This is a genomic window from Paraburkholderia sp. SIMBA_054, assembly GCF_046534875.1.
Taxonomy (GTDB): Bacteria; Pseudomonadota; Gammaproteobacteria; order Burkholderiales; family Burkholderiaceae; genus Paraburkholderia; species Paraburkholderia hospita.
Window position 1 is genome coordinate 16,351 of sequence record NZ_JAWRXV010000088.1, and the last position, 21,072, is coordinate 37,422.

General features: G+C 59.9%; 22 protein-coding genes. 2 read left to right on the forward strand and 20 right to left on the reverse strand.

Annotation, left to right across the window (positions count from 1 at the left end; genetic code table 11):
* Positions 1–6: 6 nt before the first annotated feature.
* From traD to SB822_RS50245, 19 genes are all read right to left on the reverse strand, one after another.
* Complete coding sequence (traD, locus tag SB822_RS50155) at positions 7–1,878, reverse strand: conjugative transfer system coupling protein TraD (RefSeq protein ID WP_410858246.1); 1,872 nt, start codon at positions 1,876–1,878, stop codon at positions 7–9.
* Entirely contained in the window at positions 1,875–3,248 is a 1,374-nt protein-coding gene (locus tag SB822_RS50160) for a TraI domain-containing protein (RefSeq protein WP_410858247.1), read from the reverse strand. The genes traD and SB822_RS50160 overlap by 4 nt, the downstream gene beginning before the upstream one ends.
* Complete coding sequence (locus SB822_RS50165) at positions 3,245–4,120, reverse strand: type IV secretion system protein (RefSeq protein ID WP_410858248.1); 876 nt, start codon at positions 4,118–4,120, stop codon at positions 3,245–3,247. Before SB822_RS50165 ends, SB822_RS50160 begins: the two co-directional genes overlap by 4 nt.
* Before the next feature lie 131 nt (positions 4,121–4,251).
* Entirely contained in the window at positions 4,252–5,016 is a 765-nt protein-coding gene (locus SB822_RS50170) for a type VI secretion protein (RefSeq protein ID WP_410858249.1), read from the reverse strand.
* A 40-nt stretch (positions 5,017–5,056) separates the two neighbouring features.
* Positions 5,057–7,519, reverse strand: coding sequence for a VirB4 family type IV secretion system protein (locus SB822_RS50175; RefSeq protein ID WP_410858250.1), 2,463 nt, complete (start codon positions 7,517–7,519; stop codon positions 5,057–5,059).
* Complete coding sequence (locus tag SB822_RS50180) at positions 7,513–7,821, reverse strand: VirB3 family type IV secretion system protein (protein ID WP_205970867.1); 309 nt, start codon at positions 7,819–7,821, stop codon at positions 7,513–7,515. Before SB822_RS50180 ends, SB822_RS50175 begins: the two co-directional genes overlap by 7 nt.
* A 1-nt stretch (position 7,822) precedes the next feature.
* Entirely contained in the window at positions 7,823–8,176 is a 354-nt protein-coding gene (locus SB822_RS50185; RefSeq protein WP_086916695.1) for a TrbC/VirB2 family protein, read from the reverse strand.
* Between the two features lie 14 nt (positions 8,177–8,190).
* On the reverse strand, positions 8,191–9,240 hold the full coding sequence (locus SB822_RS50190) for a CpaF family protein (protein ID WP_086916696.1): 1,050 nt from the start codon (positions 9,238–9,240) through the stop codon (positions 8,191–8,193).
* A gap of 339 nt (positions 9,241–9,579) precedes the next feature.
* Positions 9,580–10,857 (reverse strand): DUF2201 family putative metallopeptidase, encoded by a 1,278-nt coding sequence (locus SB822_RS50195; RefSeq protein ID WP_410858251.1) that lies wholly within the window; start codon positions 10,855–10,857, stop codon positions 9,580–9,582.
* A 10-nt stretch (positions 10,858–10,867) separates the two neighbouring features.
* Positions 10,868–11,779 (reverse strand): hypothetical protein, encoded by a 912-nt coding sequence (locus SB822_RS50200; protein ID WP_410858252.1) that lies wholly within the window; start codon positions 11,777–11,779, stop codon positions 10,868–10,870.
* Positions 11,780–11,896: 117 nt separating this feature from the next.
* Positions 11,897–12,922 (reverse strand): ATP-binding protein, encoded by a 1,026-nt coding sequence (locus SB822_RS50205; protein ID WP_410858253.1) that lies wholly within the window; start codon positions 12,920–12,922, stop codon positions 11,897–11,899.
* A gap of 267 nt (positions 12,923–13,189) precedes the next feature.
* Positions 13,190–14,521: a hypothetical protein gene (locus SB822_RS50210; protein WP_410858254.1), complete on the reverse strand. Its 1,332-nt coding sequence runs from the start codon at positions 14,519–14,521 to the stop codon at positions 13,190–13,192.
* 97 nt (positions 14,522–14,618) lie between these two features.
* Entirely contained in the window at positions 14,619–15,074 is a 456-nt protein-coding gene (locus tag SB822_RS50215) for a hypothetical protein (RefSeq protein WP_410858255.1), read from the reverse strand.
* Between the two features lie 232 nt (positions 15,075–15,306).
* Positions 15,307–15,768: a hypothetical protein gene (locus tag SB822_RS50220; RefSeq protein ID WP_410858256.1), complete on the reverse strand. Its 462-nt coding sequence runs from the start codon at positions 15,766–15,768 to the stop codon at positions 15,307–15,309.
* Entirely contained in the window at positions 15,765–16,151 is a 387-nt protein-coding gene (locus SB822_RS50225) for a hypothetical protein (RefSeq protein WP_410858257.1), read from the reverse strand. Before SB822_RS50225 ends, SB822_RS50220 begins: the two co-directional genes overlap by 4 nt.
* 82 nt (positions 16,152–16,233) lie before the next feature.
* Positions 16,234–16,695, reverse strand: a complete 462-nt coding sequence (locus SB822_RS50230; RefSeq protein ID WP_086916705.1) for a hypothetical protein — start codon at positions 16,693–16,695, stop codon at positions 16,234–16,236.
* A gap of 72 nt (positions 16,696–16,767) precedes the next feature.
* Positions 16,768–17,130, reverse strand: coding sequence for a hypothetical protein (locus SB822_RS50235; RefSeq protein WP_410858258.1), 363 nt, complete (start codon positions 17,128–17,130; stop codon positions 16,768–16,770).
* Between the two features lie 103 nt (positions 17,131–17,233).
* A complete protein-coding gene (locus SB822_RS50240; RefSeq protein WP_410858259.1) occupies positions 17,234–17,518 on the reverse strand; it encodes a hypothetical protein in 285 nt (94 codons plus the stop codon).
* A 541-nt stretch (positions 17,519–18,059) separates the two neighbouring features.
* A complete protein-coding gene (locus SB822_RS50245; protein WP_410858264.1) occupies positions 18,060–18,278 on the reverse strand; it encodes a hypothetical protein in 219 nt (72 codons plus the stop codon).
* Here SB822_RS50245 and SB822_RS50250 point away from each other — a divergent pair.
* Together SB822_RS50250 and SB822_RS50255 are read left to right on the forward strand one after the other, a co-directional pair.
* Positions 18,231–19,274 carry a phosphoadenosine phosphosulfate reductase family protein gene (locus SB822_RS50250; RefSeq protein ID WP_410858263.1) on the forward strand — a complete coding sequence of 348 codons (1,044 nt, stop codon included), beginning with the start codon at positions 18,231–18,233 and terminating at the stop codon, positions 19,272–19,274. The genes SB822_RS50245 and SB822_RS50250 overlap by 48 nt on opposite strands.
* A 63-nt stretch (positions 19,275–19,337) precedes the next feature.
* The gene (locus tag SB822_RS50255) at positions 19,338–19,742 is read left to right on the forward strand and encodes a hypothetical protein (protein WP_410858260.1); all 405 of its coding nucleotides are present in this window, start codon (positions 19,338–19,340) and stop codon (positions 19,740–19,742) included.
* Between the two features lie 49 nt (positions 19,743–19,791).
* Here SB822_RS50255 and SB822_RS50260 read toward each other — a convergent pair whose 3' ends face one another.
* Entirely contained in the window at positions 19,792–20,574 is a 783-nt protein-coding gene (locus tag SB822_RS50260) for a hypothetical protein (RefSeq protein WP_410858261.1), read from the reverse strand.
* Positions 20,575–21,072 lie beyond the last annotated feature (498 nt).

The window sequence follows — 21,072 nt, forward strand, 5'->3', positions numbered from 1 at the left end:
TTTATTTCAGCCTTCGATGATTGGAATTCGGCCCTGATACACGGCACCGCCAGAGATACGCATGAAATATTGCAGGTTCGGCAACTTGTGAATAATGGGCATCGGGATCAACGGCACTTTCTCCAATTGCAGGGTACGCGACTGTGACCCGCTGAACTCCATCGCATGCGCCTCGGTCGAGGTGTTCGTGCTGTTCGAGATGTTCACCACCCGAATCGCTGTCTCTCCCACCTTGTCCGAAAACCATTTGGCGGTATCGCTATCTTCCAATCTTAGAATTATCTGATTGTTCAGATTCCCCAAAACCTGCAGCATTTTCGCCGCGTTTCCGAGTTTTGCTTCGAGGTCAGCCCGAGCCTGGAATGCAACGAATGCCTTGAAGCCTGCACCGCGACCCTTGTTCAGAATCTGGATCACCTGTTCGTTGATCGCTTCCGCGATCTCGTCGATGATCAGCACGACGTCCGGCTTTTCGGCGTAGAAGTTGTAGATCGAACCGCAGACCGCCGCCACATCCGACAATGCCATTGAGGCGATCGCCTTCTGAACGATGTTGTTCGACAGCGAGTCGAGGCCCATGTACAGGACGGCCTTCTGCTTGATGATCTTGTCGATGTCCCAGATCTCGCGGTCGTCTTCAAAGTCATCAGCCTTCGGGGCCAGCATCAAGCCCGTTTCGCCAGTCGCGAGCATCTGTAGCAGCGGCAATGCGGATGCGATGATCCGCATGTAGTGCTCGCGGTCATGCGTATGGGTCGCGATCAGCCCGTCGATGGTTTCATGCCCGCGATCGTTGGCCGCAAACTGATCGTTGTAGAGTTTCACCATCCCGTCGACCAACGACACGTCGTTCTTGCGCACGGAGTCTTTGACCGTCTGCGCGACCGTCAACTCTTCCCAGTTCGACAGCCCGTTTTCAACGAAGAAGCGACGCAGGCAGCGGTCCAGCAGCGTGCCGATGCCCGACTGCGCATACTTGAGGATCGAGCGCAGATTCGGCTTGTCGCCCACGTACAGCTCCCCTTTGACCGCGCGGTCGATAAAGAGGAATGCGAAGTCGCGAAATGGCCCCTCCTCCATCAGCTGCGCGATGCGCGACGGGATTTCCGATGGCTGCGACCAGTTTTCCAGCGGGTTGAGCCGGATCGACTCATGCGGCTTGGCCTGATTGAAGTACAGGAATTTTCGGCCGGCGCGCGCACATTCCTTTTCGACCCGGTTCTTCCAGTCATCGTCGTTCTTCGGATCAACAATGATCAGCACGTCTTTCGGGTTATGGATGACCTGCGTCGAGATGACCTCATACGTGCGCGTCTTGCCCGAGCCCGTTGTGCCGCCCACGAGCGTATGCCCGCCCATCGCCTTGTAGTGGAACGGCACGCGGACCTTCTTCGGTTCCATGCCGTGAATCCACGATGCGCCTTGCGGCATCCGGTCGCGAACGCTGTCACGCGGCGCGAAGAGGCGCTCGATACGCGCCTCGACTTTCCGCCCCGCCTCCGTCTTGTTCAACCACTTCGGCAAGGACGGGATATCGGTCACAGGCATGCGCAGGATGTCGTGAGCGATCTGCGTGTGCTTCTGCGTCCACTCGAAGCCGGTGCCGAGATACATTGAATCCTCACGCGCGCGCATCTGGCGCTGCGTTTCGAGCAGTTTCGCGATGGTGATCTTGCTCAGCCACTTCGTTGAGATGGCCATGCGGAAGCTCAGTGCGCGCCAGACCTGAATCCCACGGATGACCAGCATGACGAAAGCCGCGAGGGCGAAAGCCCAGCCATACGGCATCCCGGACACCAGTATGCCGACGATCGCTAAAGGCCATATAAGCAGCGGCCGGAATTCGTAGATCGGGCGGAAATGATTGATGTAGCTCATGCGGCGGGACGCTCCATGATTAGACGGCCAGCTCGTTCGACGATGCAGATGTCGTTGCCCGATGCGCGCAGGAGGAGCGCGCGTTTGCGCAACTGTTCGACGAGCGTGTCGCTGGTCATCCCGTATGCACCGACCAGGCGCTTTTGCACCGTCAGCCCCTTATCTTCCCAACTTACTTTCGCTTTACCCGAGGCGACGTCATCCGCAAGCGCGCGGAAAAACTCGCGCATCATGGCTGATCCAGGCCCGAGTATCTCGTTCAGCTCTTCGTCAGTCGGGCCGGTCCGCGGAACTTTCTGAGCCGTCGGCGATGTCTTCATCTGTGACGGGTCGATGGCAGCAGGGTTGGGTGCATCCATGGCCGTTGGTGAACCGGCCGTCGCGGCGGCCGTCTGCTCCTCGCTCCGTTGGAGCGCGTCGAGCAGCGACTGCGAAAACTGCGGTGCGCCCGGTGCTTCCGGCGATGTTGTAGCAACCGAGGCGGATGGCGGGAAGTCTGTGGAAAGCCCTGGCGCCGTGGCGGGCGCGGGCTGCGGGGATTGAGGACTCGCGGCCTGCAGCGTCGCCTGAGAAATCGCCGTAGTGGGACTGGCAGCTGCTGCGACAGGTGCTACCTGCTGAGGCTGCAGTTCGAGGGCGACGTGGACTGCCGACGGCACGTCAAATTTGACAGGCGCAAAGAGGCCACGTTGCGCCTTGCGCTCAAAATCAACTGCCACGTCCATCGCCTGACGCACGACCTTGTGAACAAGCGCCTCGAAGCCCTGCGGACTCCTGTCGGGATTGATCGCCCCAAACAGGTCTGACAGCACTGCATTGTCGAGACCGGAAAGCAGCTCGGGAGCGATCACCGTCCGCGCAAACATCGCCGTGCGCATCCGCTCGCCCTTGAGCGGCGCGGCGCGACGTTGGACGAGATATTCGCGATCGCCGATCCAGTCTCCAAACGCCCCGTGCGCGGCAGGATTCCACTGGGCATTGTCCGCCGCGCACACGAACTCGAAGTGCCTGCACGGTTCGTCGAGCAGCGAACACACAGCGGCCAGAAAAACCGCGTAAATGTACTGCGGTTCAAGCCGGCGGCGCTTCTCCGAAGTCATGTCGGCCGCAAACTTCTGCCCACCCGCGAGCCGCATGGCGTAGAAAGTCGCTTCGATGGTTGCGCGGAACGCACCACCCGGCTCAGCATGCAACTCAGGCGTGAGCGGCATCGACGAAAACCAGGAGGCGCACCGGCGCATGACGGACAGCCACTTCCGCTCGAATTCCGCCTCGGTGCTCTCGTTGGCACACTGCCGCACAAGCTCCAAACGCTTCTTGTGTGTTGCCAAAAGTTCGGGACCCGCGATCGGGCGATGGGCGGCGGTCATGGGATGAAACTCTTTGCCAGTTTGAGCGCACCCGTTCCGGTTGCTCCTGCACCGCTGCCGAACATCCCCGCCAGCTTCGGAATCTCGAAGGCCAGCAACAGGACGAACACAGCCAGGTCAAACGCGTAAGCGCCCGTCACCGTGGCGCCACTCGCAGGTGTAGCTTTGCTAACGGCATTCGCGATGTTAGCTCCCACCAGTTTCACGAGTACGGCAACCATGACTACATACATGCCCGAGTGGATCATCCAGTCGAGCCATCTCATAAAGTAGTTGCGCGTGTAGCTGGAAAAACCCAGCGAGATTGCGATTGGCCCGAGAACGATACCCACTGCCGCCTGAATCTGACCCACCGCACTGAAATACGCGAAGACGATGGAAGCGATCAGGATCACGATAAACGCGAGGAGCAACCCAATCGCGTCGACCATCGTCCCTGTGATGTCCGTCAGGAGCTTGATGCTCAGAACGCGGTTCTTCAGGGCGTCGTACATGGTCCCGGCGAGTGTCGCAAGCTGCGTGGAAATGCTGTTATCAGCGCCGCCCGATATGTGCGACGCAAGTTGATCGAACCACGTCCAGAATCCCGTCGCAGAAGTCGAATAACCGAGATACAGCGCGACGAAGATGCCGAGCACCGCCACCTCCTCGAACAGGTTCACCCATGCCGCGACGGGATGATGCGTCCCCGAGAAGCGAATGCCGACGAGCACGAGTGAGATGACGCCCAGGCCCCATGCGAACTTGTTTGCTTCCGTCATCACATTGGCACTGGCGTCGACGGCTGCCGGAATCAGGTTCCCCATCAACGACGTGATCTGATTGACCGCGTCCGTAGAGCCTTTCGTAAAATCGCCGTTCTGGCTCGTCAAAGGCTGTGCGGTAGTCGTCCCGGTCGTGCCCGTTGTATCTGCAAACGCTGTGGGCGACACGAACACTGGCAGAAGAGCGCAAAGCACGAAGACCAGCCTACGCGATACACGCATTAAAAACTTGCTCATGCTCATTGGCCCAGAACCTTGGACGTGCCGATCGTGGCGTTGTAGATAGCGCGTTGCTGATCCAGTTGGGTCTGCAACGCCGCCTTCGCCGTATTGCTTGCCTGATCGTCCGCCGTCTTCTGGGCCTGCACGACGCTATCAGCCTGTTGCTTCGTCGCCATCATCTGCAGCATGTCACTGTTCTGGCTCGCGACGATATCCAGCATGTGCGTCGTGAGTTGAGCCGTCGCTTCAGCCGTCGGCGACATGTTCAGCTGGTCCTGGATCTCCTGACGGCGCTTGGCGAGCACGCTCACGTGCGAAATGACGTCATTGCCCTGCTGGAAAAGCTGCTTTGCCGTCTGGTCGTTGTTGCTGATGAGGGTCGCCTGATCATTGAACCACTGCGTCGTCGACTTGCCCGACTGCGTAATCAGGGCCTGCACTTTGGTCGCGTACTGTGCGTTCGATTGCAGGCCACCATACAGCGCCTTCATCGTGTCCGTGTACTTGTTCAGTCTGTCGATATCGCCGGAGATGGTGCTAGCCTGCGCCGCCATCGCGGCCGGATTCAGATTGGCCGCCTGTTTAAGCTGGTTCAGCATCATCTGATACTGATAGGCGAGGTTCGTGTCCTGATAGACCTCCCCTTTGACCGCGCCCATTGCCGTCAGCGTGTTCTGGATGAAATTGGTCGGATCGAAGACCGGTAACGTCGCATCGCTTTGCTGGACGAAGCCGAAAGTCACCGTAGCCACTGCCACAAAGGTCTTTAGCAATTTTTTCATGGTGAGTATTTCCAGGAGTAGTAGTTAGCTAATGGACGTGCTACGCGTTCGCAGTAACGTCGCGGACGTATGCGTCCTGCCAGTTGTCGACGCCCGACTTGATGTGCTTGTCGAGCAGCGTTTGCGCACGGCCGTCTGAGCGGAGGTACGCAAGCGCCTCCTTCGTGAAGGCTGCCTGCAACATGCGGGTCTGCGTGGATGTCACCCACAGATAGTCGCGGTTCGGCACCGCCTCGGCGATCATCTTGATCTGGTGCTGAGTGAGGCCAAAGATGTCGCGATACAGCGCCTGGTTGTTGATCGCGTCGCTGTTGGGCAGATAGATGATGTTCGGAATGTTCTCTTTGAGAATTTCGAAGTCCGGCACGCGCGCAAGCTGGCCAAGCGATTGCGTTGCCATCAACAGGGCCGCGTTGAGCTTCCGGATCGTCACAGCCCAGATTTCGAGTCGCGCGTAGAACTTCGGGTAGGTGAAGAAAAACCCGGCCTCCTCAATCTCGATCACGGTATAGCGCTTGCCGTCCAGAATCTGCGCAATCCGGTAGAAGGCATAGTCCATGAAAAGCGCAGCCGCGACCGGGAAGTTCTGGAACAGGTCGCCCATTTCGATCGACAGGTCATCGGAAAGCGAGAATCCGTCCTCGACGTGATCGAAGAAATGTCCATTTTTCTGCCCTTCCGTCCACAGGACCAGCCGCTCGCGCAGCTCTTGGGGAAGCAGATTCGTCAGTCTCGAAAGGCGCCACATCTCTGGCGGAAAGCCGCGAGCGAGTGTGCGAATGCGGTCGTAGATCGTGGCTTCATCCTCCGGCGCGCAGGTGTAGTCGTCGCCTTCGATAACAAGCGTCACCCACTCGGCCACGTACGACCAGTGCTTGCTGTCTCCGATAAGCGAGAGGGGGTTGACCGAGGTCGCGGCCTCGAACCGGCCTGTCGCGTCGATGAACCGGCCACCGCCGAGCAGCGTCGGAATGCGCGTCGAGCGGTCCTTGTCGAACCGGATCCGACGCGCGCCGTGTCGCCCCGTCTGCGACATCAGGAAATTGAGAATCACGGACTTGCCCGCGCCGATCGGACCCACAACGAGTGTGTGTGCCTTGCCGCCCGGATGGTGCAGATCGACGTTTTGAAGCGTCCGGTGCCGCGTCGGCAAACAGGTGAGCGGGCCCGTGCGCTTGCCGGACTGCTGGCTCAGCCATTCATTGACGGTCGAGCCTTCGCCCACGCTGCAAATGGGCGCGATGTCCGAGACCGCCGGCGTCTCGACGAACTGCAGGCGCTTTTGCTGATCCCAGCGCCCAGGCAACGTCGAAGCCCACGCGGCGAACAGGTTGTCCTTTTCCGGAAGCACACCGAATCCGGCGTTACCGATGACCCCGACGACCTGTCTGGCTGCGTCCTCGCATTCTTTCTCCGTGCTGCCATAGACGATGACCGAGATATTCGCGAAGCCGTACTGTTGACCCTCCGCATCGAGCTTTGCGAGGGCTTCGCTGGCTTCCTTCGCCAGCATCTCGCGACCCTCGTCGTTTTTTTGCTCTTCCTTCGTTGCCCATTGCTTGATGATGGCAACGGGATTGAACGCGGCGACCTTGTAGAAGCCACGAATCTTCTTGATGTAGCTGCTCGCGCGTGAGCTGTCGAGGAACCGGAACATGACGCACACATCCAGTTCTGCGTCGACCTGCGACAGCACGTCGAGTGCAGCCTCCCGAAAACCGTTCCATTCCTTGACGCCGAGGATTCGCGCATACACCTTTCCATGCGCCGACTCGAACATGAGTTGCTCGGAGCCGATCGTCACGACCGTCTCGGTCAGATGCGTGTCGAGCATCGTGACGGGATAACGGATGCGGCGCTTTTGCGTACTCGGATTCGCGCGCTGATGCAGGAAAGACAACGCGTTCTGCAACTGCAGGCGCTTCATCTTCAGGCGGGTCACACCGCCCACAAAGCTGTCGATGACTGCCTCGAAGCGCTTGATCTCGGTTTGCAGTTTGGTCAGATCGAATACGAACGCGCTGCGCGCGAGAATCAGATCCTTCCCGGCCTCGAACGTCGCGGCGAACACGTTCTTGCCGCCGACCGACATGTGATAGCCGATCTTGTCGAAAATGCGTGACAGGCCGGTCTCAGGCGTGAATGCCAGCGCGAGCGAATGCGAATTGCGGAAGAACTTGCCGCTGCCGATATTGGCCTGATTAATGGCGTCCACCTGCGCGTCCGCTTCCGAGGCGAAGTCACCGTCGATCCCGCCTTTCACGCGGCGATGAGACACCCTCCACCACGCCGTAACGCGATGATCGAAGTGCTTGCATGCGTGGTCAAGGTTGTCCCGCGCGGCCGTGATGTCCGCAGGATTGGGCGTGTCGGCGTCGATCCCCTCAAACTCGAAGAGCGTGACGAGCGATCCGTCCTTGTCGAGCACGAGCTCGGGCGTAACGAGCGTCATCCACGGTGCGATTTCCTGCACCGCGCGTTTGGTGAACGACATTTTCAGCATGGAAGATCCTGATCGAAGCCATATGGGCGCTTGAACCGTGCACTGAATTTCCCGTGAGGCTCGGGCTCATACACGTCGGGATAGCGGTTGTAGACGAGCATCACAAGGCGCCACCACGGATCTTTCGAGCTACGCCAGCGTAGATAGAAATGCGCGAGGACCCCCAGCACGAGGAAGGACGGCGTCCAGCTCGTATAGGTGAGCAACGCGGTAATCGTGCCGTTCAGGATCGCGAGCATGCGGTCCGCGCCGCCCATCTGGCGGGGCAGCGAGAGTCCGCGGCTGACCTTGTGCTGGCGCATATCAGCAGGCGACGGCCATGTGGAAGTGGTCGCGCATGATCGGCACCGCAACGGATGCGATACCCAGACCAATCAGCACCACAGAGAACGTCTTGGCGATGTTGCTTTCCGAGTTCGCGACGGCGACGCCGCCCAGGGTAATCAGCACGATACCGATGCCGTACAGATACGGGCCGCTGATGAGATTGCTGATAGTGCAGATGATGTCGGTCAGCCCCGTCAGCGACGAATAATCGCCCGCTGCCATCGCCGCTGCCGATGCCACGCTCAGCAGCGCGCCGACGATCATCGGCTTGCCCGGTCGGAGCTTCTTCGCCACTGCGGCAGCCGTACTGAAAAACTTCCCATGCTTCATTTTTGATGCTCCCGTTAAAAAACCCGTCGTAGGTCGTAGTCGTTGTTGCGAAAGCCCCGGATTTCCAGGATTTCGGAGATGTGGCGCATTTCGCCCGTCCGTTTGAAATGCACCACGTAGTTGAAGCAGTCGGCGATGTTCTTGCGCATGTCGCCCAGCTCCCAACGCGAACCGGCAGGGATGCCAAGCATGGCGAGACTTTCGAGACGGCTGAGCGCCGTGCGCGCGTTGTTCGCGTGAAGGGAAGCAAGTCCGCCGTCGTGGCCCGTGTTGAGCGCCTGCAGGAGGTCATAGCCCTCGCCGCCACGCACTTCGCCGACGATGATCCGGTCAGGACGGAAGCGCAGACACAGCGCGACGAGAAGCTGCGTCGTGACGTTCGTGTCAGCGTTGGACAGCAGGCGCACGCGGTTCGGCACCTGCACCTTTAACTCCATCGTGTCTTCGATGGTGATCACCCGTTGGTCCTGCGGGATCACGCTGACGAGCGCGTTGAGGAATGTCGTCTTGCCTGCTGACGTGCCGCCCGCGACGAGCACGTTCTTGCGCGACTGGACCAGAGCGGTCAGCGCGCGCATGAGCGCTTCGTTCTCGATGCCATCCTCGAAGTGGATTGCTTCCGCTTCTTCCGGGCGCGCGTGCGATTTCGAGAAAGCACCCATGCGCACGTAGTCGTCGAGCGACATCTTCGACTCACGGTGTTTCCGGATACTGAGCGCGTGACCGTCAATCGCCGTCGGATTCATCACCGCCGCGATACGCAGGTTCTTGTGACCGGCGTTGATGATGCCCTTGTCACTGCCGGCGCGTGCCGATTTGTCGACTGACGAAGCCAGCGAGTGAATCGCCCCTTCCAGATGCTCGGGCCTCAGATCGATGTTCACACGCGACATGACGCCGCGATGTTCGATCCACACATTGCGATAGTCGTTGACCATGATTTCCGCAATGTCCGGTGCGTCGAAGTATTCCTTCAACGGAGAGAGTGCCTCGAAAAACATATCGACGGCACCCGCTTTGAGCGGCTGCAGCTTCAATACCGGGTTGTCGACAAGCTCGGACATGTGATGCTCTGGTGGCGGTCTAACATGCGTCTATTGTTCTGTCTGGCTCGCGCAGACGGGCATCAAAAGGCTGGTGAAATTACGCGGCTTTCTCGTTAAAGCCGTCCCCCGAATTCGCGAGCCTGTTGCCAACGACAAGCGAGGGAGTCAGCGAAATATCTGCCACGACCGACTGCTTATTACGCGTTAGAGCTACTCCGGCAGAAAGGCCCCCAAAATCGTGTAGCTTTCCGATCCACAGCACTGGAAACACGCGGAAATCGACAAACCAATGGATGAAAAAAAAACCGGCACGAGGCCGGGTTTTGTCAGAGAGAACGCTTTCGCCGGAAAACGGGTTCAGCAGATGACTTCAACGGTTTCGCCGAAAGGCGCGCGACGTGCCCGCGTTAGCGGTGTCGTCGAGGCCCACAGCACAGGGTAATGCGGCGCGAACCCCGGAAAAGCCCCGTCCATGTCCGTCAGATAGACCAGAAATGCCGGATTGAGCCCGTCCGCTGCAACGCGGTTGAAGGGATCAGTGAATGATGTCCCTCCCCCGCCTCGCACAGGCTTGATCTCGGGCGAGTCGCCCCGCTCGAAGATCTGCACCTGCGTAACGCGCTTGTCACAGTCCATTACGATCAGCCGCGCGGGCTTGAGCGTATGGAATACCGAAAGGATCTCGGCATCGAACTGCGCCTGCGTTTCGTCGAACACCGACCCGCTCGAGTCACGCACGAACACCGCATCCCCGACCGCCGGCGTATGCAACGAGGGCAGGTAGAACCCAAGGTGCAGATACCGGCGATTCGGCATGGCGAAGCTGTAGTCGGTCGGCGAAGACTGCTGCGCGAAGCGGTGAAGCACCGCGCGCCAGTCAACAACCGGCCGTACCGCTTCGCCAGCCATCGCCTGAAGGTCACCGGGCAGCTTGCCACGCATCTTCGCCGCCTTCGCGGCCTGCACGACAGCAACTTTCCACTCGGCCTCCTTCACCGGTTTGTCAGTCCCCGAGTACTGGCGGACCTCACCGCACGATGAACCAGCAGACGGCTCTGGATCACCCTGGCCGTCACCTGCCTGCGGCTTTGGGCCGCCACCTTTTCCGTCCGGCCCCGACGACTGGCCATCCGGTTCAGGTTGCTGCTGCGGTTGCGACTGCTGATCGGATTTAGGCTGCTGATCAGGTTTGGGCTGTTTCTGCTTTGCCTCCTGCGTCAGCGCGCCATAAATCTCTTCAACCGACTTTCCAGCAAAGCGTGCGTCGTTCAGCGCGCCCCTTGGCAACACAAAATCCGACGAAGTGAGAATCGGAGTGATGGCGTATTGGCTCGAGTCGCTCCACCGACCGGCTTCTCGCGCGCCCTGACGCCAGCAATGACCGTTGGCCACCTGCATGACCTTCAGCGCCAGCACGCCCCGCAGTTCAAGGTCGCTTAACTTATCGACATATTCGGGGTTATAGCCCAACGATTCCCCGTCTACCCAGCATTCCTTGGTCGACCTGTCTACAACCATTTTCAGGCGCAATGCGAGCGACCCGAAAAACGGTTGTGACAGAACGAGCTCAGTTCGCTGTTTGGCAATGCGCGGATGGACCGCGCCATTGCCAGCTACCGTCACGGTGCGATCCATGAGCGCCCCCTTAAGCAACGAGGCGCAGCTGCGCGCCGTGGTCCGCGGGCTCGATCTCCGTTTCCGGCGTGATACCCATGAACGCAGCCATCAGCCCCTCGATCTCCTGTGCCTTGCTGGCCACCTGGGACCGCAGGACATTCGACTCCTTCAGATCCGCACCCGTGTGAACGGCGAGATGAGTCTTCGCCTGATCAAGGATGTGCGTGAGCTTCGGATCGTTGGAGAAGTTGAGCTTCGGCAGCAACGCGCACAGGTCGCGCACGTTGTTGGCCACGTCCAGACGCACGTTGCCCGTCGCATACAGCCGCGACGCCATCTGCGAAACGGCCGTATACATCCGCTCGACGAGATCCTCGTTCGCGGTCGCGATCGACGCCAGCACGTGCTCGTCGAGTTCGCTTTTCAGGGTCGTCAGCACGTCCGCAGGCAGGTCCACGCCGAACTGGCTGGCATCCGGAAAGGGCAACACAGCCATCTTCACGCCAAACTTGGTCGACAGTTCCGCGAGGGTCGGATAGTCCGCCTCGTTGAACAGGCCGTTCAGTTCCGCGCGAGCGCGCTCCTTCAGGTCCAGGTAGTCGGTGAGGAATACGGATACCGCCAGATCGAACTCGTCTTTCAACGAGCGCATCTTGTCGGCGAATTCCATGTAAATCATCGTCGGCAGCAGGCGCACCCCGAGTTGGTCGTACTTCAACGAGTGATCGTAGAAGTATTTCCGGATGCGGCCGGCAATCGTCACCACCTCCTGGAAACTCGGAGAGTTTTCGGGCAGCAGGCGCTTGTTGAATCTGCCGATGCCCTTTGCATGATGCTTGTTCTCGACTTCTTCGGTGGCCTTGCCGTCGAATCGACGGGCAACCCACGTGGAGATCGTGACCGAGCAGAGCATGACTTTCGACTGGATGTTGGTGTTCATGAGAAAACTCCGTATAGGAAATGAATGAATGAGGCGAAAAAAAAGCCCTGCGTGTCCCAAAGGACACGGCAGAGCCATGGGTGATGAAGCTGAAAAATGAGTTGAGAGAACTGCGGATCAATCGCCTTTGATGATCGCGCCGATCTCGCCGCCCTGCGCCCGGATGAAGGCGTAGGAGTTGGCGATAGCCGGGGTACGCTCCAACGCGTCACGTACGAGCAGCGCCGCGAATTCGCGATGTCCCGCTTCGATCATCCGTTCCGTATAGGTCACGACACGGTCGAAGTTTGCTTCCGTCGCGCGTGCGGCCAGAGCAGCCGCGATGGCGTAGAGCGTCGACGGCGTTTGGGGGATCATCGCCTTGTCCGGCGTAGCCAGAAGCGCATCCGGGTTCGGCAGTTCGCGGTAGATCTGCAGGAAGCTGACAAGCTCCGTTGCAGCGCCCTCGCCAACCGAGCCTGCGTGCGAGATGTGCTCCAGGTGTTTCGGAATCACGCCCATCGTCTTCGCGACGAAACCCCAGCTGCGGGGACTCGGCGTGTTTTCGATATCGCGCGATGTCTTCTGCACCGAGAGCAGATCCGGACGGAATCGCAAGAAAGCGATCAGTTCGGGCGGCACGTTGTTCCGCACAGCCCACTTCGTCCAGCCGTCGATGGTCGCTTCCAGCTCGACCACCGTTGCGAAACGCGAAATGACGGGATCAAGAATCCCCGTCACGCCCGCGTTATCGGTACGGCGGTTGGTCGCCGCGAGAAACGTCACGTGCGGCGGCAGAACGTGTTCGCCGATGCGGCGCGCGAGCAGCAGTTGCATCTTGGCGGCCTGAACGGCGGGCGAGGCCTGCCCCAGATCGTCCAGAAACCAGATGAGCGGACGTCTCGCCTTCATCGCGCGTTCCAGATCACCAAACGGCAGAAACTTCGCGTTCAAGCCGTCGGGGGCGGGAAACGGCAAGCCCTTCGAGTCGGTCGGATCTTCGACAACGGGATGGCTGATGAGCAGATCGTGATCGGTCTCATGTGCGACCTGTTCGACGATATCGCTCTTGCCGATACCCGGGCGACCGGTGATCAGCACCGGCAGACGCTTCGGGACATACAGCGTGAGCAGTTCGGTCAGTTGTGCGGGCGTAACTTTCATGATGGCTTTCCAGAAAAGAGAAAGCCCCGAAAGGACTACGCCCGTAGGGACGTGGTCCCTGAGGGGCGATAAATGGATGCCGACGAATCGGCGGGTCGATGCGTCAATGACGCGGGTGAAGTCCTCAGTGTAGGGAGCGCGCGATTGGCGCAATGCCTGAATCGTCGCTTTTTCGTACTGTCTTATGCCGCACCCCAGCGAGGCTCATGCTTCGAACAGACGAAAAAAAACCCGGCGCGAGGCCCGGTGTGTTGAAGGGAATGGTGATTAGACGTGATGGGCTACCAGCGACTGCGTAATGACCGCAGGATGAATCCCGGCAGGCATGCGGGCCGCGTGCGTGCGCACGAGCAGCTCGCGTCCCTCGGGCGTCCCTGCCGCATCCCACTCACGCTGGAACGCCTCGTCGAACCCCGCCAGCGCAAAGATCGCCCGACGACGGGCAGCAGCGCGCACGCCGAGCAGCTTGACGCCGAACACCTCGCGCACCGTTTGCTTGGAGACGCGATTGCGCTCGTCGGGACAGTCCATCAGGTCCAGTAGGAACCGCAGATCGCCGCTGTCGATCGCTTCGGAGATCTCGTTACCGAACGCAAATGTCTCGCGGCCATATTCGAGTTGCGCAATCTGCATCCGCTGGTCGAAGTGACGTTGCGAGATGCGTTCTTCCGCACGCTCCTTCCGCAACTGCGCGACCGCCCTGTCGCGCCGGTGGTCCGCCATCCTGCTACGGTAGACCTCCGCGAACTTCGAGACGGGTCTGCCGAGCGGCTGCGGGCTCGCGTAACGCTCCGGCAGGCTGTACGGCTCGACCAGCCCGTGACGCAGAAGCAGGTCATCGACCTCGACATACGTTGGCCTGTTCGGCGCGAGCCGCATGACCATCGCGAGCAGCGCCGCGTTTTGAGACGTGATGCCTCCCTTTTCGCGCGACATGATGCTTGCGAGCACGCGCACCTTATCGGGTGACATCGCACCGCGCAGCTCCGGTACCAACAGCAGCACCTGGCCCCACGCCATGTCTGTCGAAAACTTCACGGGCAGTTCGCGGTATTCAGCAAGCACCGTTTCTGGGACGGGAAATCCCTCGGCTAGTGCATATGCGACGTGTACCTCATGTCGTCCGTTGCGATCGCGCGTGCGCCCGTATTCGGGACCGGCGTAACGAAAGCCGAACCGGCGCTCACATTCGGCCTGAAGCAGGTCGTGCAGACCGATACTTCCGCGCCCGTCCGATGCTGCGTCGATCTGGTCCGACGAGAAGATGAGGCGCGGACTCGACGTGAGGTCGAACGCGTCGTAGAGCAGCTTCCAGTGCGATCGTCGGATCTGCCATGCCGCCTGCATCACGCCGTTCGGACGGAAGTAAGCGCCGTCGATTTCGTCGACCATGGACAGGAACACATCGCGCGCGGTGCCGGGACGCCGGACTGTCAGGCTGCCGTTGTAGCGGGTGACCTCGACAGGTTGGCCACCGTGCAGGAGCACGATTTCTGAGGATTCAACGGAAGAAAGGCGGGAATCGGTTCTGAAAACAGCCAGCACTTCGAGCAGCGTACCGAGTAAGAGATTCTGACCAGCGAAAGAAAGGTGGTACATGGATGATTGCTCCGGAAAAGAGATGCGGGCAATCGTTCCCTGTCGGGCCGAATGCCCGCGTAGGGATAAGCGCCCAGAGGCGCGAAAAATGGAAGCGTTAAGCGACGTCGAGCGCGTGAGCGATGAATCGCGCGAGATTCCACGCGTGGTCAGACGTGAAGACCTTTGCTCGCAGCATCGGCATCACCCCGAAACCCCGCCGGTGCGACTGCGCCGTCTCGGTTCGATAGATCCAGTCGATGTTGACGAGCCAGCCTTCCGACCGTCCGATATCGACGGAGATGGCAAGCCGGTTCCATACGCTATCGTCAGGCCACAGTCTTGCCTGACGCGCGCCGCTCGTTTCTTCGTCGGCATCATCCAGCGTGTTCGCCGGCGAGAGCCACTCGGGTTCAAGCTCGGTACCATACAACGCCTTGCACAATGCCTTGTAGACATCGCCGACCGTCTTTCCAGTCGTGTCGAGTCGTTCGCGAGGGGGCATGGTGTTCACAGCGCCGGTAACAGCGGGGACAGCGTTGGCCGTGGCCAGATTCAGGGCAACTTGTTGCATTCTGGTTTCCAAATAAAAACGCGCCCCGGGGGACGCGTCAGGTTGCGTATAGACGAAAAAAAAGCCGCAACCCCGAGGGTGCGGCTCTACTTTTGTGACGCGGCTAGGCCACGTCGCTAATCACTTGCCCCAATCGCGTTCGCGATCGCGCTTTTCGCCGTTATGGTTTGTCCACAGGAAGAAGGCTGCAATGGACACGCCCAGCACCAAAGTGAAGATAGTCGCACCCATTTCATTCTCCTTTCATTGCCCTGAAACCAACATACCATAATAGTACTCCAAGTCCGGCGAGACCCACTGCGCCGACCAGAGTCTGAAAATCCAGCGTCGGCGCGGCGTGTGCATAGCCAACGGCGCCGCCGATGGAGGCCGCCGAGAGCGTATGCAGGTATCGCCCGTTCTGCTGGCGCTGGTCTTTCGACGGATAAACGATGGCGTTGAGAATATGTCCGATGCCCGATTCGGGCTCGGTCGGAATCGACACCTTGTAAGTGCCCTCAGACACAGCAACCGGCAAAACCATGCCGCCGTATTCGAGCCCGAAAGCTGGCGAACACTCGGTTTCATCCATCGCCTTCAGAAGCGCATGCAGACGCGGCGGCAGTGTGACCTGCCCCGTCGCCGGATCGAGCGTCACCCGTTCCGTGATCGCTGTGCCGCCTGTGTATTCGACCTTGACCTTCGCCAGCTTCATTGACGACCTCCCGAAGAGGTGTCGATGCCGCCAGCCAGACGCAGGCCATCGAGAAACGACTCATAACCGCGTGCCGATTCGATCTGCTCGATCGGCACGTAGTTCTCGCCGCCGCCCGTCATGTCGGCACGACCGCGACGTGTGCGGAAGCTGAAGGCCACACGCTGCTGGCACTGATGATCCAGCACATCGACGAAGAGCGTATCGGTACGTAGAGACACGCGACCCGGCAGATTGCGCCGGGACGGCTGAACGACGATTTCATGTGAACGAAGCCGCAGATCGTGCGCGACGCGTCGAAGGACACGCGTTGCCTGCTGATGGAGCGCTGCTTTCGCGCCCGCCGAGCGGCGGTCAGAGTAAAACAGTTTCGGGAATTTCATGATTTGCCTCAACGAGACGAGGCAGCTCCCTTGCGGGGGCTGCCCCGCAAGGTAAACGCGCCGGTTAGGGCGCGCGAAAAGATCAGTGGGTAATCCGGTAGCCGGACCCACTGGAAACAAGATAAACGTGCTCGCCAGGGACGAAACGCTGGTCGTCAACCTGCGAGACGACAACGGTCTGACCGTTGGCGCGACGCAGGAAAACTTCGATGCCGCTGTGACGGGACATCGCCACGCTCACGTGTTGCGAGATGAAGCCCGCAGCAGCCCCAGACAGCGCGCCCGAGACATACCGGCCTTTCCCGTTCCCTATGACCTGGGAGCCGAGAAACGCGCTTGCTGCCGCACTGACGATGGATGTCAGCCCAGAGGAGTCGGAACTGGACTCGATCGTGATCTGACGCACGCGCAGGATCGTCGCCTCTTCCATCTGGCCGAGATGCTGCACGTCGTAACGCTGATACGTATTCGGCGAGCCGAAATCCGCGGTAGCGCACGCTGTCAGAAGTGAAAGAAGAGCGATACTTATAATGAGCTTGAACATGGAGGTTGCCTCAACGAATTGATGAGCAACCGCCCCGTCAGGGTGGTTGCCCTGACGGGAAAGAAATGTTGTTCAGTGAGCAGCGGCCATACGAAGACGGCCGCCCAACCGGTTCGACGAACCCAACACACGTGCAACGGCGATGAACGCCGCCGCGGCCGGTGTGAGCACGAAGACGAACCAGAAGCCGACGCCTTGCACGAACGCACCTCGCGCATAGCCGTGTCCGGTGACGGACTCGACCATGAACGATGCGAACGACAGCTTGTGCGAAGCGACCTGTGCCAGATACGGATCAAGGCCGGCGATACCAGCGGTATTCAGCAGATCGAGTTGAAACTGCTGTTCAAGCAGGCAGCCGAAGATGACCAGTGCACAACCGATTGCAGCAAGCGAAGCCATGAAAACAGCGGGGACGTTGAAGCGGTTAGACATTGAAATGACTCCAGCGGAGCGGGGAGCCAGTTCCCGTTGGGATGGCTCCCTACGGGATTGAATGAGCTTCAGGTAAGAGATACCTGAAGCATGTAGGCATGGATTACGACGGCAGACGCGTGAGGTAATGCAGATCGACCCGACCGCTCTTGACGAGCTCTCGCTCGGCGTCGAACGGAATATCAAAGTCGAATTTCACGGTGGCCGTTCCATCACTCCACAGATACAGAATGGTGGCGTCGAACTGTCTGATCGGGAGCGTTGCGACAGCTTGCGCGGAAACACGCTGCTTTTCGCGAAACCCCCACTTCTCAGAAATCCTCGACGGATTTCCTGAGAGTTCCAAACGGCGGGCCAACTCTTCGGAAACGATAGCTTTCTGCAGCATGGCGCGGCTCCTTTAAAAGGGAGCCGGTCCCGTTAGGGAGGTGGCTCCCAATTGGGTACATGAGGTGGAACGGACGCAAAGTCCGTCGTCTGGATAAATCTACGATGGGAGAAACCATCGGTAAAGGAAAAGGGCCGACGCGAACGTCAGCCCTTTCGGTAAACCATTCAACGAGTGAATGGGGTGGAGAGAAAAATCGACGGACCTGTAGAGGCTCGTCTGGAGGTCGATGCGCAGTAGCGCAGGGAATGAACCGAGTCTAATGGGCATGACACACGGCGCAGCCGCAGAATGATCCCGTTTTCGCCCTGGCTTTCGCTCGCGGCCTCTTTCCAACGGACAAAAAAATGCCAGCCCGAAGGCTGGCGCGAAAAAGTTCGTAAGTGCTCGAGGGGTGGTCGTTACGAACATGAGAGAGACTCCATTCTATGAGTACTCAATCCCTCATTTAGCGCGCAATGAAGACTGATTTCATGCCCATTGGCTCCCAGCGGTACGCGCCTTGACTTTCGGCTGTAGCTGCGAAGATGAATCATCACCTTCACTTCTGCGCGCCATGTCCCTTCAGATCATCGACCTCTCGGCACTTCGCCAGCGCATCGAACACAACGTCGCGCGCGTCGGCCGCTTCGTGACCAGCACCCGGGAGGTGGATGCCCTTCTTGATGCTGACGCCGTCGTAGCGATTGGCGTCAGTGGCGGAAAGGACAGTGTGGCCTGTGCACTCGCTGTCGCACGTCACCTGGACCTGATCGGTCATACCGGCCCACGCGTGCTGGTTCACGCAGATCTGGGCCGAGTCGAATGGAAAGACAGCGCGCCGACGTGCGAAAGGCTCGCAGCGCATCTCGGTTGGGAGTTGCTGACGGTACGCCGTCAAGCCGGCGACATGCTCGCGCGCTGGCAAAAGCGATGGGAGAACAACGTTACTCGTTACAGAGAACTGTCGTGCGTTCGACTGATCCTGCCATGGAGCACCCCATCCATGCGGTTCTGCACGTCCGAACTGAAGACGGCGGTCATCACGAGCGCGCTGAAAAAACGCTACCCGCAGCACGACATCGTGAACGTGACGGGTGTTCGCCGTCAGGAAAGTTCGGCCCGCAGCAAGATGCCAGTCGCAGCGCCCCTCGCCGCGCTGACCCGCCGCAATCATCGCGGCGTTACGTGGAACGCCATCATCGAGTGGCCGGTGGAGGATGTCTTCGCCGAGATCGCGGATGCTGGCCTGGCCCTGCACGAGGCCTACACGCGATATGGCGCGTCGCGCGTCTCGTGCGCGTTCTGCATCATGAGTTCGCTCGACGACCTGCGCGCGGCTGCTGGATGCGCAGACAACCAGGACCTGTACCGGGAAATGGTTGCGATGGAGGCCACTTCGACTTTCGCGTTTCAGGGGCAACGCTGGCTCGCCGACGTCGCACCAGACCTTCTTTCCCCTTCGTTGAAAGCGGGCGTCGAGCGCGCCAAGCTCGCGGCCGCCAAGCGTCAGGCTATCGAAGCCGAGATACCCGCACATCTGCTTTATACGGCTGGCTGGCCGACCACACGGCCCACTCTGGAAGAGGCCGCGCTCATCGCGAGTGTGCGTTCGCGCGTTGCGAGGCTGCTGGGCATCGACGTCGACCACACGACGGCCGCTTCTGTGCTCGCGCGCTACGACGCTCTTCTCGCCGCACGCCCGGCTTCGCACGCAACGGTGGACAGGCTCGCTCTCGTCCAAGTCGCACCGCATCAGGCCGAATTCGCATTTTAATGCGCGAGCGGTTGCTGGCTGGCCGCTCTCCCCCCTTCCCACAACCCCACGAGGAATAGCTTCATGAGTAATCGAAACGATGGAACAGCTGCCGTTATCGGCTTTGTCGTATTGGCGGCTCTCGCAGTTTTGCTCGCACTCTCGCGCGCGATCGGCGCCAGTTTTTCATCGGTGTGCACTGCGGCCTTCCCGATCATCTTCGCTGCAGCCATCGCGGTTGCTGCGTGGCGCTTTCTCGAAGACTTTGGACCTGCGCTTCTCGCAGGCTTTGCCGCGATCGCGTGGCCCGCGCTTTGGCCCGTCCTCGACAGTATCGCCAACGGCGGGCGGGACACGGAAACCTATTTTCGTCCGATGGGCGATCCGTTCATCAATAGCGTGTGGCTGAAATGGAGCGTCGAAGTTATCCTCGTCGCGTTGATCGTCCTGGCGCTTTATGTGCGCCACCGGCGCCGGCGATACTGGTAAGCAAGAAAAAAGCGCCGCCCCTTCGGGTGATGGCGCTGTTCGATAGAAGTTAGACCAGTTCGAGAATCAACTGGGCGAGGTCAGTGCAGGACGTCTCGCGGACCGCCGCCGTCGACGGTGCATCTTCGGGAACCGTCCACGTCACCTGCTGGCTCCGTAGTCCGCACAGCTTGTACATCGCGGAGCCGCGCGGCTCGGTCGGCACCTCGCCAAACCGAAAACTGAACCGCTCAGGCGCGCGTCCGTCGTCGTCTGCGATGCCGAGATAACCGGCGAGTTCGTCAGCAACACGGCCGCAATACTCTTCGAGTCCTGCTGGCAAGCGGGTGACATCGACAACTGTCTCCGCTGGCAAAGGCCCAGCGTTCACCATCAGTTCCCGATACGCCGGAATCGCCACCTTCGCGAATCCGGGCGCTTCCATCTCAAGCGGATACGCTACGTTAGTGATGAAGCTACCGATCGCCGAATACTGCCAGCCAGCGTTTTCCCAAGGCAGCCCATCGAGCGAGACAAGCCTGTGCTCGTCGTCGATCTTGTAGCACCTCACCGCGGGCATGCGATCCATTACAGACGGTGAGCGGCTCGGCAGTTTCAAGTCGTCATCGATAGCGACGCTTGAGCAGTCATTCACTTCGAGCACACGCCAGACGCTTAGCGGCCCGTTCTCGCCGTAGATCACTTCCAGGAGCTCAGCATCAGCGAACAGCGAAACTTCGGCTTTCCCGCTCACGATCTCCTCGACACGATCACCGAGACCGGCCGCGACGAGGCTCTTGCGCACATCGTCGAGCGAGCCTTCCGGAAGCGACGCGCGGTAGGACTGTGACACGTCCAGGCGGATAGTCCGGTGGAAGACGGAATGGTCTGGCCAGCACGGATCGCCACGTTGCGATGTAGTTTTCGGGCCGGATGTTGCCGGCGCGGCTTTGCAACATGCCACCCTCGCAGGAGGTCGCGTGTCGGAACACCCGTCGCATTACATCGCGATAGCGACCGAACGCGATCGCCGACCAGCGATCATCGTGCGGATAGCAGTTCTTTTCATATGTCCGCTCGAACAGCGTGAACATCCATTCGCCGTCGACCGTCCGAAATGCGGCTGCCTGCTTGCCCGTCAATACGGTTGAACCCATCTGAAGCTCCGATATGAAAATGCGGAGCAGCCCCCAGCGGGCTGCGCCCGCTGAGGGAAGAAAAGAAAAAGCCGCCCCGAAGGGCGGCAGGCAAATCGTCTCCTACGACCGGGAAGCCCGAGGCATCAGGGCAGACGTGACCAGATGCCTGACGCACAGCAGAACGACGCCGTACATCACCAGCGTCAGCACGC